We start from the raw sequence: 13170 nt of genomic DNA on the forward strand, positions 1-13170 counted from the left end.
AGAGTCGCCGATGATGGAGGAATGACACATGGCCTTTGAAGGGCTTACTGAACGATTACAAAATGCAATGAAAACACTGCGTGGTAAGGGCAAGGTCTCTGAAAGTGATCTTCGTGAAACCATGCGGGAAATTCGGCTTGCCTTGTTGGAAGCTGATGTTAATTTTGATGTTGTTAAAACATTTGTTAAAACGGTACGTGATCGTGCCATGGGTAGCAAAGTGCTGGATGGTTTGAATCCAGCTCAACAAATTGTCAAAATTGTGAACGAAGAACTCACAAAAACTATGGGTTCTGATGCTTCAGAATTAAATAAGTCACCAAAAATTCCAACAATTATTATGATGGTTGGGCTTCAAGGGGCCGGGAAGACTACGACTGCTGGTAAGTTAGCCAATAAGTTGAAGACTGAACAACACGCTCGACCATTATTCATTGCGGCCGATGTTTACCGTCCCGCTGCGATTGATCAATTGGAACAAGTTGCTAAACAAATTGATGTTCCAGTCTTCCAATTAGGGACTGATGTTGATCCCGTGGAAATTGTTCGCCAAGGTTTGGCGAAGGCCGAAGCCGATAAAAACGATTACGTGATTATCGATACGGCTGGTCGTTTGCAAATTGATGAACAGCTGATGGATGAACTGGCTAACATTAAAAAGCTAGCTAATCCAACTGAAATTTTGCTGGTTGTCGATGCGATGACCGGTCAAAATGCGGTCAATACGGCGACTGGATTTAATGACAAACTGGATATTACCGGTGTCGTCCTTACCAAGCTGGATGGTGACACGCGTGGTGGTGCTGCACTGTCAATTCGGGCCGTGACTGGCAAGCCAATTAAGTTCGTTGGTGAAGGCGAAAAGATGTCCGATCTGGATACTTTCCATCCAGACCGAATGGCCTCACGAATCTTGGGTATGGGGGATATGCTTACCCTGATTGAAAAGGCTCAACAAGTTTCTGATGAGAAGCAAGCTGCTGATTTGGAACAAAAGATGCGGGAAAATTCGTTTGATTTTAACGATTTTCTCGATCAAATGGACCAGATGAACAAAATGGGTGGCATGGAAAGTATCATGAAAATGATTCCAGGATTGGCTAACAACCCTGCACTTGCCAATGCCCAAATTGACCCTAAGGATCTTGCTCACATGCGTGCGACAGTGTATTCGATGACGCCACAAGAGCGTGAACATCCCGAGGTGTTAAACCCGAGTCGTCGCCGTCGAATTGCTGCTGGGGCTGGTCGACCTGTTCAAGAAGTCAACCGGATGATTAAGCAGTTTGATCAAATGAAAAAGATGATGAAACAGATGTCTAACGGTAATATGGGTGCGTTGGATCAAATGGTACCAGGCGGTTTAGGCGGCATGATGGGCAGCGGTTCTGGAATGTCAGGTCGTTTAGGCAAAATGGCGGTTAACCGAATGGTACGTCAAACAAAGAAGAATAAAAAGAAGCGGCTTAAGAAGAACAAACGCCGTCGCTAATAGAAAGATGACTTGTGAATGCCCAATTTTTTGAAGGCCGCAAGTCATTTTTTGTTTGTCCAAGAATCATGTAAAAATTCAGTTCAGGATGTTTTAAAAAAATTCTGGATTTTGATTCGAAAGTCAACCATCGGTGATGAAAAAACTTTTCGACTAGGCATAGGGTAAGGATTTTAATGGAGCAAATATGGTTACGGATTTATCACCTGTATTGAATAAGCATTTACTATTTCAAACATTTATTTAATAAAGTCCTAACACGTCTAGTTTAAAAATTTTCAAAGTCGCTAAAATTTTTTTCATGTTTTTCAGCTTTGTTTGATATATGACATTGTTTCCAATCAGTGTAAGCGCTATGCTGAATATGTGAAAACACTTTCAAAATTGGAGGGATGTTGAATGGCAATCGTAGTTTCTGCGCTTAAGGAAGCCGATGGCGAGAATCGTGTCGCAATGACACCTGACATCGTTACTCGGTTAGTTAAGAGCAACTATGAAGTTTTAATTGAACAGGGCGCCGGGGTAAACGCGTTCTACCCAGATGACGCCTACACCAAAGCTGGTGCAAAGGTCGTTGGTCGGGACGAGGCCATTAATCAGGCTAGTATCATTGCCATGATTGACAAGCCAAGCGCCGCAACAATTCAGCAGTTAAAGGCAGGTCAGGCAATTATTGGCTTGTTGGCACCTTTGACCGATCAGGACACGGTGAAGGCACTTGCTGATAAAAAGGTTAGTGCGTTAGCTTTTGAGCTACTGCCACGGACTGTTTCGCGTGCGCAAACCATGGATGTGCTCAGTTCACAATCCAGTGTTGCAGGTTACAAAGCGGCTTTATTGGCGGCAGATCGTTTCTCACGTTACTTCCCAATGATGATTACCGCTGCCGGTACCGCTAAACCGGCTAAAGTACTAGTTTTGGGTACCGGTGTCGCTGGATTGCAGGCCATTGGGACAGCCAAACGTTTGGGTGCGGTTGTGTCAGGCTATGATGTCCGTCCGGCCTCACGCGGCGAAGTTGAATCACTGGGGGCTACGTTCTTGACGACATCTGTTTCAGGTGCTGGTGAAGGCGGTTATGCTCGTCAATTAACACCTGAAGAAACACAGCAGCAACAAGACGAATTGGCTGGTTTCATTGCAGAGAATAATGTCATCATTACTACGGCGCAAGTACCTGGTCGTAAGCCGCCATTGTTGGTAACTCAAAAATCCGTTGATGAAGCTAAACCTGGTACGATCTTTGTTGATTTAGCCGCTAGTGACCTTGGGGGTAACGTTGCTGGTTCAAAACCTGCGACGACGGTAACAACCGACGCTGGGGCGCAAATTATTGGCGCTGGTGACATGGCAAGTCAATTGCCATCCGCTGCTTCTGATATGTTTGCTAAGAACGTTCAAGCGGTCATTACTTACATTACTAAAGATGACCAGTTGACGCTGGATGTCGATGATGACGTTATTGGTGAATTATTGGCTACCAAAGATGGCGAAATTATCAGTAACCGTCTGCGTGGGGCAATGAAGTTGCCAGAACGAAAAGCTGCTGAGACAACTGCCAGTGCTCCAAGTGAGGCTGCCAAAAATGGTCAATCTACGTCTAAAAATGATTCGAAAGGAGCTTAGCCGTCATGAGTCAGGAATTATATACCAACTTGGCCATCTTTGTGATGAGTCTGTTAGTTGGATTTGAAGTTATGAGTAAAATTCCGTCAACGTTACAAACGCCCATGATGTCTGGGGCAAACGCCATTCACGGGGTTGTTGTCGTCGGTGCATTTGTGATCGCTGCGGAAGCAAACAGTTGGATCTTTTATGTTTTAGCGTTCCTGGGTGCCTTCTTTGCGGCGGTTAACGTGGCTGGCGGTTATACCGTTACAGATCGGATGCTGGGCATGTTTAATCGTCCTAAGAAATCTGCTTCAAAGGAGGATGAGAATAAATGAGTGCGTTAACGACTGTTGCTTCTTTAGTTTATTTGATTTCCGCCGTTTGTTATGTGATTGGTGTGCACTTAATGCGGTCACCGAAAACTGCTCGCCGTGGTAATGGCTTATCCGCAGTTGGGATGTTCTTAGCCGTGATTATGATTGTGATCACGATCATCGCTGAGGGCAAGATTACTGGTACCGGTTGGGTTGTATTGATTCTTGGTCTAGCACTTGGTGTTTGGTACGGGGTTGCCCGTGCACGCAAGGTGCCAATGACGGATGTACCTCAATTGGTTAGTTTGTTCAACGCTGTTGGTGGTGGTGCTGCCGCTGTAATTGGGATCTTTGACTACGCAGTCAAAGCGGGCGGCACACACTTGAGCGTTGCTTTTTCACTACCAGTTTTGCTAGATGTTATTATTGGTGGAATTACATTCTCTGGTTCGCTGATTGCGACCGGGAAATTATCTGGTCATGTACCAGGTAAGCCAATTACGTTCCCGGGTGCTCGTCTGGTTAACGTGCTAGTTGTTATTGCTATTTTAGTGGCTGCCTGGTTAATGATTGGTTTACCAACAAATGTTTGGTTCATGGTGCTCGGTTTAATTGCCAGTTTAGTCTTTGGTCTGTTAATGACCTTGCCAATTGGTGGGGCTGATATGCCGGTTGTTGTGTCCCTGTTAAATGCCTTTACTGGGTTGGCAGTTGCGTTTGCTGGGTTTGTTATCGATAACCAAGTATTGATCATTGCTGGGGCCTTGGTTGGTGCTGCGGGGACGATCTTGACCTTACAGATGGCTGATGCGATGAATCGTTCAGTTGCCAACATTCTTGCCGGTGGTTTCGGTACAGGCGACAGTGCAACAAACAGTACTGCGACTGAAGTGCCGGTTAACGTTAAAGAAACGTCAGCTGACGATATTGGTTTACAACTCGCTTATGCTAACAATGTCATGATTGTTCCTGGTTACGGGTTGGCTGCTGCTCAAGCACAACATGAAGTCGCTGAGTTGGCCAAACTGTTGACGGATAATGGTATCAATGTCAATTATGCCATTCACCCAGTTGCTGGGCGGATGCCAGGACATATGAATGTGTTGTTAGCGGATGTTAACGTGCCTTATGACCAGATGAAACAGATGGAAGAAGCAAATTCCATGTTTGAAAACACTGATGTTTCACTTGTTATTGGGGCGAACGATGTTACCAACCCATTGGCTCGCGAAAGTGGTAACGCCATTTCTGGGATGCCGATTCTGGATGTTGATAAGTCGAAGTCCGTGGTTGTTATCAAACGGTCAATGAGCACAGGTTATGCTGGTGTTCAAAATCCACTGTTCTCGATGGATAACACGCAGATGTTCTTCTCCGACGCAAAGAAGGGCCTTGCTGACATCATTGCATCAACGAAAGAGTACATTAATCAGTAAGATGAGTAATTGTTCGTGATGAATAGAAAGACCACCTCAATGGATAAAATTTCATTGAGGTGGTCATTTTTATTGTCTTCGACAGAATTTGGCGCAGTTCAATATAATGGGTTAATGCTTGTGGTTGAATTCATTAAAAGTTCTTTCAGTTACCAAAATAACTTAAGAGTGTTATGTTGGGTGCGAAGGAAGGCGTTTACATGAGTGAAACAGAGGACTCAACGACTGAACAGTTTAAGGTCAACGAGCACGTGGTGTGCAAACGATTCACAGGTTTGCCAAGAAATTTTAAAGGCACGATTGTGAAAGTTTACGATCATGCGGTGCTGTTGAAACTAAACGTAAAGGACTTCACAGCCCGTTACCAATCCACATTAGATGACCTTAACGACAAGGTTGTCATTGCGAAAAAATTGGTCGTACCGACACCAGTTGTATAAGTTTTTGGTGATAAAAGATGTTTATGCTTGCTCTATGGTCTAATTAGGGTTAAAGTATAGTCATTGTATTGATAGTTCGGTAGTAAGTGTACTAGTTCTTTTGAATGACAACCTTTCTCGCCCGGCTTTAGATGCAAAAATTAATTTGCGCAATGCGCATGGAGGTTTCATTCATATGGAACAAGGTACTGTTAAATGGTTTAACGCTGACAAGGGTTACGGCTTTATTACTCGCGAAAACGGTGACGATGTATTCGTTCACTTCTCAGCTATCCAAGGCGACGGCTTCAAGACTTTGGACGAAGGCCAACATGTTTCCTTCGATGTTGAAGACAGCGACCGTGGCCCACAAGCTACAAACGTTAACAAAGACTAATTTTAATAATTAGGTTTTTAAAGAGCATTCACATTTGTGAATGCTCTTTTTTTGCAATTAAGTTTAAAAACTACGGCTCCATTTGCTCCTCTTGCTAGGGATCGAGTAGCTCATTTTAAAGATAACCCTTTAGCAATACAGGTGTAACGAATGTTTCAATGATAGCTGAGACAACATACAACACGGGAACAATACTGCACATATCAATTAATAATGTCGACCACTGAATCGCTGGTGGACATTGAGTTGGCTGACAGAGTTGGCGGATTGACTGCTGAATGTATTTAGTAATCTGAGCCGCAATACAAAATGTTAATATTTGCGCCGTGATTTCAAATATCCCATGAGGCAGAATGCCCAAGAATAAAGTCGCAATTGGGTGGGAACCAACTAGAACGATACCAACAGTTAAAGCATTAATGATGGCAAATAGCCAGTAGCAGGGCAGAGGTAAGAAAGCAACGCCGACATAAAACCATGCAAGACCATAATTGCGCTCAAAAAGACTGAGAACATTTTGCCAATTGTTTAAACGGCCACTAGTATTTACGTTAAGGCCGAGTGTAAGACCATCGCGGGCAGACTGACCATCTAAGTGAAAAACATAAAAAATAGTCGGTACAAGCAACCAAATGAACATCATTATGATCGCGAAATGAACAAATTGTGGCCAATACAGTGCCCATCTTTTTTTAAAGTAATTAATTTGCATGTGAACACGTCCCTAAATGAATTACATTTAGCATACAACATTTCAATGAATGAAAGAATTAGCATTTGGACCTGATTCGCCCACAGTTTGTTGTTATACTAAAATAAATGGTAGCAATACGAGGGCATTTCTAAATGAGTTAAGGGGATTAAACAGATTAACTTATTTTTCAAGGCCATTATTTTGAATGACGGGAATGAGCAAACGGTAATGTCAAAAAGATGGGTAAAGCGATGGTTAGTTTCAATTGGCGTGAGTGTATGTGCTTTAACATTAGTATCAATAATTCATACGCCTTCTATATCGGCTGCCACTTATACTAATGCTGAACAGCGACAAATCGATAAGCAGCGTAAAATGTACCATAAAATTAGTCAACGTGAGTATGACGATCATAATAGTTACGTACAACGCCCGTCTTTTAAAAAACATTTGGTGGTTGGCAAACTTTCCAATCAGTATCAGACGCAATTATTGGCATCACTGAATTTTTATCGTCAAATTGAGGAATTACCAACTGTTCATTACGAATTTAATACTAACCAGCAAGCCCAGACTGCAGCAGCTGACATGGCTGCTGCTAATAACTTTCAACATGGTTTAAAGGGAATTGAACGACCGGAAGTTGTTAGTCAGCAACAGTGGCAAGAAGGTCAGCAAATTACCCTTAATAGCAATATTGGTGAAATGAACGTGCCAGAGCGTCTTGACGCAACTATGGGCAATTACATTCGTGACAATTTCAATGTGGAGGGCAACAATACTGGTCATCGTGCGTGGCTGTTGTCTCCGGTTATACATAGCGTTGGCATAGGCGTCGCACACCGTCCTAACGCGACGTTTGCCTACAGTGACATTTATTTTACGGATCAGGCACAACGAGCCGTCACGCCCAATCGCGCTGTCGTAATTAACTATCCGACCACCGGTGTTTTTCCGAAAGCGCTTTTAATGAGTGACGTTAAAAATCGCCCCGTTTATTGGTCGAGTGCTTTCACCATGGAACAAGGGACAACAGGCAGGGTTCAAGTACAGGTCACCGACTTAACTGCCAAACGGACGGTTAACGCATCTCACGTCAATCTTGATCGTACGAATCATTTTGGTCAGTTTGCATCAATCATTACTTATCGGCCATCTTTAAAGATTGCAAATGGTCACAAGTATCGTGTTCGTTTGACGGGGCTAACTCAGTATCCTAAGGGTTATCAGTATCAATTTAAGCCATTTTCACTTGCTCGTGATGCTTCACATTAAACGTAAAAAGGTATCAGCCTCTGGCTTCCAATTAAATTGGGATGACAGAGGCTGATACCTTTTTTGATAATGCGTTCATTAAGCTATTAAAAACTACTGAGCAAGTCCTGCATTTTATTAACAATTCCGTTAACGCCACTATCTTTTAGTGTACTGCTAGCATCAGAAGGGCTGGAACTATTTTCTAAATCACCGACTGTGGTCGACAGCTTGTTTAGCTGAGATGACATGGCACCACGAACGACAGAGTTCGAATTTCCTTGTTGCACTTGTTGCTGGAGATCTGAAACTTGCTGCTGAAGAGAGGAAATCGTGGACTCATATTGCGCTCGATCGTTACTATCTTTGTAGTCGTTAACCGCTTGTTGGGTATTTTTAACGACGGTAGTCATTTCTTTGACTTGCGATTTTAAACTGCCAACCTTGTTAGATAAGCTGCTGTTTTGAGAGGTTAGGGATGCTTGTTGCGATGAGGCAGCAGCAGATGATTCAGCAGCCTTAGAAGAAGCCTCGGCGCTGCTAGCAGCCGCTGCAGAGGAACTGGCGGCTAGACTGGAAGAAGAAGCCTCGGCTGCCTGATTTGCAGCATTTTGGTGAGCGGAAACACCCCAAATGATGAGCACCAGTACTAAAAGTGCAGCGACGCCTCCAATGATCAACCGTTTTGGACGACGACGTTTACTTTTGGGCTGGGTAGCACCTGAAGCAACTTGACTGGCGGCCGCAGACTCTGGTACGGATTCAACAACAATCGGGGAATGGCCGTCAAGATCGGCTTCCGTATTGACAATGGTCAAAGTGAAGGCAGCACGGCCGACATTTCCCCGGTCGTCCATCACGGCAACGGGGACCTGATGCTGACCTGGGACTGAAAAATCAATATTTTCAAGATTGGCGTTTAAATGGGCGGTGAGGTCAGTGCCCCGACTGTCCATTGCTGTCGCGCCCACAGCTTGCAATAACCGTGCATTCGTGGGGCGATTGATCGCATCCGTTTTAACGATCCGCAATTGTGGATGAAGAAAGCTAATACGCGGATCCAAATTATTTTGCATATGAAACTCCTTTTTAATGGATCGTTTTTATCGAATTAAATGTACTGTTAATGTATCATAGCGCTTTTATTATGAGGTTTAAGTTTAGCTAATCTTGACCAGACTTTAAGCATCTTAACTTTTTTTACAGAATTGTTGAGGGTTGAAAATCTGCGTCAGAGTGGGATAATTTCAACTGTAAAGAAAAACCTCTTGACACCCTAGGTGAGTTTAGATAAACTAGTACACGTTAAGAAATTGAGGGAGGAAATCTCATGTCTGTAAAAATTCGTTTAAAACGTATGGGTTCTAAAAAGCGCCCATTCTACCGTATCGTTGTTGCTGACTCACGTTCACCACGTGATGGCCGTTTCATCGAACAAATTGGTACTTTCAACACTTTGGTTAACCCAGCAGAAGTTAAATTAGATGCTGAATTAGCAATGAAGTGGTTAAACAATGGTGCGCAACCTTCTGACACTGTTAAAAACATCTTCTCACGTGAAGGTATCATGAAGCAGTACCACGAAGCTAAGTTCACTAAGAAGTAAATTCGAGGCGACAATTCATGAGTACGAATCAAAATAATCGTTTATCAGTCGATGCAGTTGCTTCACTAATCCAAACGTTGGTCCAACCACTTGTTTCACATCCTGATGCAGTTTCAGTGAAGGCGGAACAAGGGGATCGTTTTATGAATTATTCATTAACGGTTGCGCCCGATGATATTGGTGAAGTTATTGGCCGTCATGGTCAGGTTGCGCAAGCAATTCGCACATTGGTGTACAGCATTCGGACGGTTGACCAACAAAAGGTTCGTTTGATTATTGTTGACGAGAATAAATAAGGGACCTGAGAATGATTATTTCTCGGTCCTTTTTTTATGATATTTATTAGTTAGCTGTGAGAACAGCACTTATATTTAGTTATAGAGTGTTTGATGTTGCACGTTAAATGTTAAGGAGATTGGAATGGCATTTTACACCATTGGTAAAATTGTAAATACACAGGGTCTGAAGGGAGAACTTCGGGTTATCTCCAGTACTGATTTTCCAAAGTCACGTTTTAAGGTTGGCAGTCAGGTTTACGTCACGGCACAAACGCCGGGCGCGCACCAAGAAAAATTAACCATCGCCTCCTCAAGACCCCACAAAAGTTTTATCCTCATTACTTTTACTGGAATGAACGATATTAATTTGGTTGAAAAATATAAGGGCGCTGATCTGTATGTTACGGAAGATCAGCAGCAAAAATTGCCTGAAGGCCAATATTATTACCGTGAAATTATTGGGCTTCATGTCATTGACGAACATCAACAAGACCTTGGCACAATTTCTGAAATTATGGCGCCTGGTGCAAATGATGTCTGGGTGGTTAAGCGACAAGGTAAGTCCGACTTGTTATTACCGGTGATTGATCAAGTTGTTAAAGATGTCGACATCGCTAATGGTGTCGTTCATATCGAAATGATGGCGGGGTTGGACAGCGATGAGAATTGATATTTTAAGTCTCTTTCCGGACATGTTTAGTGGGCCATTAACTGAGTCCATCGTTGGTAAGGCTGTTGATAAAGGAATTCTAGATATCAACGTGACTGATTTTCGTCAGTTTACGACGGATAAACATCATCATGTCGATGATACGCCTTATGGTGGTGGCGCTGGTATGTTGTTAATGCCGCAGCCGATTTTTGATGCCATGGATCATGTTGAACAAGAAGCGGGTGATCGAGGGCGTGTGATTTTACTCGACCCAGCTGGCGTTCCTTTTACTGAGCACGTTGCGGAAGACTTTTCTAAGGAGTCACATTTAACATTTATTTGTGGCCATTATGAAGGCTATGACGAACGGATTCGTCATTTAGTTACCGATGAAGTGTCCCTAGGCGATTACGTGCTAACTGGTGGGGAGCTTGGCGCTATGGTCATGATTGATGCAACGGTTCGATTGATTCCTGACGTGTTGGGAAATACGGATTCAGCGCCCGGAGATTCATTTAGCAATGGTTTATTGGAGTATCCACAGTACACACGCCCCGCAGATTTTAGAGGTATGAAGGTGCCTGAGGTGCTGACAAATGGTAATCATCAATTGATTGATCAGTGGCGTGAAACAGAGTCCTTGAGAAGAACCTATCAAAGGCGACCAGACCTGCTTGATAATGCCGAATTGACGGTTGCACAACGTCGTTTATTAGCTGATGTCATAGATGAAGAAACGCGGGGCTAAGCGCGTTTGATGAGTTTGCGGCATTATCTGGTCCGCAGCATTCATTAATTCTGTAAAGGAAAATGCCTTTACAAATGCGCTTGTTCTATGGTAATCTAATTTGTGGCTTTGAGCCCAATACTACCAATATTCCGCTGACGGGATGCCCGTTTATGAATTTTGAGTGAAAGGAAGTTCTCACATTATGAGACAGAACCAATTAATTGAAAAGATCACCGCAGGGCAACTCCGCGATGACATGCCAGATTTCCGTGCCGGCGACACTGTTCGTGTATTTGCACGAATTGTTGAAGGTACTCGCGAACGTATCCAGTTATTCGAAGGTGTTGTTGTTAAGCGCCGCGGTGCTGGTATTTCCGCAACGTATACTGTTCGTAAGATCAGTAACGGGATTGGTGTGGAACGGACATTCCCAGTTAACTCACCACGAGTTGATCACGTTGAAGTAACTCGCCATGGCCGTGTTCGTCGTAGTAAGCTTTACTACTTACGTGCATTGCATGGTAAGGCAGCCCGGATCAAGGAAGCACGTCGTTAAGATTTGCGATTTGAGCCAAACGTCATTTGTCTTCGGACAGATGGCGTTTTTTGCTGGCTTAATTATTGTTTTTCAAAAAAACTAAAAAACCGCCATCATTACCGTTAGCACGTCGAAAAAGGACAATGCCAATGATAGTGATGGTGATTTTTATTTATTGACTAAAAAATGTTTAGTTGGTGGTGTGATGTTCCCGGTTTGCATAAAAAGCCCAGGCAATACAGCCAAAAATCAGTGGACCAGCAACAGTCGCAATGGCAGTTACCCAGTCCTTTTCCAAAAATGGTTGCAGAATGGAGAACCCAATTCCGATGCTTAACGTCATCATCACAACAGTAACAACGAACATCATCCAGCGATGTGAATGGTAGGCGACAAACGGACGTGGACGGTCTTCTCTCTTGAAATAGGGAAAGGCACCTACCAAGAAAAGGTAAGGCAAGGTTGTTGACACATTACTCATTGATGTCAGTACATTATAGAAGAACTTAGCATCTTTGTGGGTGAGCACAGACACTAATGAAATCCCTGCGATAAAGATGACAACCGCGGTAGCTTGCATCCACATCGCAAATTCTGGCATATCATGCTTGTTTAAACGTGTCATTTTCTTAGGCCATAGTTCCTTGGGTGAACCTAAAATAAAGGATTTTAGAGGTGAGTATATCAGGACGAAGAAAGAGCCTAAATAAGCTAAGAACATACTGATTCCGGCAAAACGTGAAAATACCTCGCCCAAAATATGAGCGCTAGAAGCTGATAGACCGATTGAGAGGCCGAGAATATCCCCTAAATTCTCCATTAAGACATAAGTAATGTTACCCAAATTAACGTTCCCGTGAGCAATCACCATACTCCAGTTGGTTGAAATCCCCCATAAAAAGATGGTAAGTGAGTAGCTAATCCCAATGACAATCGTGCCAATCAAGATGCCCCGGGGAAATGTTTTTTCTGGTTTGTCCAGTGAGTCAGTAACCCCACCAATGGATTCCAAACCGCCGTAAGCAAAGATGGCATAAATGACAAAGCTAATCATCGCAATGGGCGATTGGAATTGTGGATTTGGTGAAGTGGCAAAGTCGGATAAATGGTTAACTGGCTGGGCCAGTGCAAAATGATTAGCGATTAAAATGATGAGACTAGCGAGTACTAAAATCACGTTAAGCGCCATAATGGCAATACCACCAACCGATGAAACCTTAGCGATGAAGGACATTCCACGTGAAGCTGCCCAAGTAATGGCAATGATCCACAGACAGGCGAGTAGGCCAACTGTTAACGTTGAGTTCAAGCCTAGAAAATGCCAATTGTTCGTGGTGTCATGACCGCTAATGATGGTCGAAAGGGTGATCCAAACTTTTTGCGAAATCATGACTTGCCAGATGATCCATGCAGATAGCCAGATGAAGGTTGCAATGAAGGACCATTTTTCACTAATGGACGCGTCCAGCCATGAATAAATGCCACCCTTCGATTCCTTCAACGAGGAACCGTATTCGGCGAACATTAAACCACTGGGCAAAAAGAATAACAGCGCGCCCAGTAAATACCAGAAGATTGCGCCATAGCCCATTTGTTCAAAGGCTGCCGGAGTGTTCCCAAACCCAAAAATAGTGGTGAAAATCATTAAGACTAATGCCCCAAGTGACAGGGTCTTTTTCTTTTCCATTTGTATTTACTTCCTCAATATCATTGCCAGTGAAAAACCGCCCGTACTGGTGTGAATTTAAT

The 13170-nt window shown here is 43.5% G+C and carries 15 protein-coding genes; 12 read left to right on the forward strand and 3 right to left on the reverse strand.

The annotated features are described in order from the left end of the window. The first annotated feature begins 28 nt into the window (after positions 1-28). The 6 genes from ffh (at position 29) to LDK34_RS08570 (ending at position 5669) form a co-directional block, all read left to right on the forward strand. Entirely contained in the window at positions 29-1492 is a 1464-nt protein-coding gene (gene ffh / locus LDK34_RS08545; RefSeq protein WP_178942580.1) for a signal recognition particle protein, read from the forward strand. Positions 1493-1891: 399 nt separating this feature from the next. After that, positions 1892-3118 (forward strand): NAD(P) transhydrogenase subunit alpha, encoded by a 1227-nt coding sequence (locus tag LDK34_RS08550; RefSeq protein WP_178942579.1) that lies wholly within the window; start codon positions 1892-1894, stop codon positions 3116-3118. Positions 3119-3123: 5 nt separating this feature from the next. Next, positions 3124-3438, forward strand: coding sequence for an NAD(P) transhydrogenase subunit alpha part 2 (locus LDK34_RS08555; RefSeq protein ID WP_161001403.1), 315 nt, complete (start codon positions 3124-3126; stop codon positions 3436-3438). Beyond that, a complete protein-coding gene (locus LDK34_RS08560) occupies positions 3435-4853 on the forward strand; it encodes an NAD(P)(+) transhydrogenase (Re/Si-specific) subunit beta (protein WP_236941720.1) in 1419 nt (472 codons plus the stop codon). The genes LDK34_RS08555 and LDK34_RS08560 overlap by 4 nt, the downstream gene beginning before the upstream one ends. 200 nt (positions 4854-5053) lie before the next feature. Beyond that, a complete protein-coding gene (locus tag LDK34_RS08565) occupies positions 5054-5293 on the forward strand; it encodes a hypothetical protein (protein WP_017261800.1) in 240 nt (79 codons plus the stop codon). A gap of 175 nt (positions 5294-5468) precedes the next feature. Next, on the forward strand, positions 5469-5669 hold the full coding sequence (locus tag LDK34_RS08570; RefSeq protein ID WP_017261801.1) for a cold-shock protein: 201 nt from the start codon (positions 5469-5471) through the stop codon (positions 5667-5669). Positions 5670-5784: 115 nt separating this feature from the next. Here the strand turns inward: LDK34_RS08570 and LDK34_RS08575 are convergent, their stop codons facing one another. Beyond that, positions 5785-6381: a stage II sporulation protein M gene (locus LDK34_RS08575; RefSeq protein WP_178942577.1), complete on the reverse strand. Its 597-nt coding sequence runs from the start codon at positions 6379-6381 to the stop codon at positions 5785-5787. Positions 6382-6591: 210 nt separating this feature from the next. Between LDK34_RS08575 and LDK34_RS08580 the strand changes: the two genes are divergently transcribed. After that, positions 6592-7638 (forward strand): CAP domain-containing protein, encoded by a 1047-nt coding sequence (locus LDK34_RS08580; RefSeq protein ID WP_178942576.1) that lies wholly within the window; start codon positions 6592-6594, stop codon positions 7636-7638. Positions 7639-7724: 86 nt separating this feature from the next. Here LDK34_RS08580 and LDK34_RS08585 read toward each other — a convergent pair whose 3' ends face one another. Beyond that, positions 7725-8693: a hypothetical protein gene (locus LDK34_RS08585; protein WP_236941721.1), complete on the reverse strand. Its 969-nt coding sequence runs from the start codon at positions 8691-8693 to the stop codon at positions 7725-7727. A 254-nt stretch (positions 8694-8947) separates the two neighbouring features. Between LDK34_RS08585 and rpsP the strand changes: the two genes are divergently transcribed. The 5 genes from rpsP (at position 8948) to rplS (ending at position 11439) form a co-directional block, all read left to right on the forward strand. Next, on the forward strand, positions 8948-9223 hold the full coding sequence (gene rpsP / locus LDK34_RS08590) for a 30S ribosomal protein S16 (protein ID WP_017261805.1): 276 nt from the start codon (positions 8948-8950) through the stop codon (positions 9221-9223). A gap of 17 nt (positions 9224-9240) precedes the next feature. Next, positions 9241-9519: a KH domain-containing protein gene (locus LDK34_RS08595; RefSeq protein ID WP_178942574.1), complete on the forward strand. Its 279-nt coding sequence runs from the start codon at positions 9241-9243 to the stop codon at positions 9517-9519. A 124-nt stretch (positions 9520-9643) separates the two neighbouring features. After that, positions 9644-10171: a ribosome maturation factor RimM gene (gene rimM, locus LDK34_RS08600; RefSeq protein WP_161001354.1), complete on the forward strand. Its 528-nt coding sequence runs from the start codon at positions 9644-9646 to the stop codon at positions 10169-10171. Beyond that, positions 10161-10901, forward strand: coding sequence for a tRNA (guanosine(37)-N1)-methyltransferase TrmD (gene trmD, locus LDK34_RS08605; RefSeq protein ID WP_017261808.1), 741 nt, complete (start codon positions 10161-10163; stop codon positions 10899-10901). The genes rimM and trmD overlap by 11 nt, the downstream gene beginning before the upstream one ends. 184 nt (positions 10902-11085) lie before the next feature. Beyond that, positions 11086-11439, forward strand: a complete 354-nt coding sequence (gene rplS / locus LDK34_RS08610) for a 50S ribosomal protein L19 (RefSeq protein ID WP_017261809.1) — start codon at positions 11086-11088, stop codon at positions 11437-11439. A 172-nt stretch (positions 11440-11611) separates the two neighbouring features. Here rplS and yjeM read toward each other — a convergent pair whose 3' ends face one another. Then, entirely contained in the window at positions 11612-13108 is a 1497-nt protein-coding gene (gene yjeM / locus LDK34_RS08615) for a glutamate/gamma-aminobutyrate family transporter YjeM (protein ID WP_178942572.1), read from the reverse strand. Positions 13109-13170 lie beyond the last annotated feature (62 nt).

The organism is Furfurilactobacillus milii (assembly GCF_021654115.1).
In the GTDB taxonomy this organism is placed as follows: Bacteria; Bacillota; Bacilli; order Lactobacillales; family Lactobacillaceae; genus Furfurilactobacillus; species Furfurilactobacillus milii.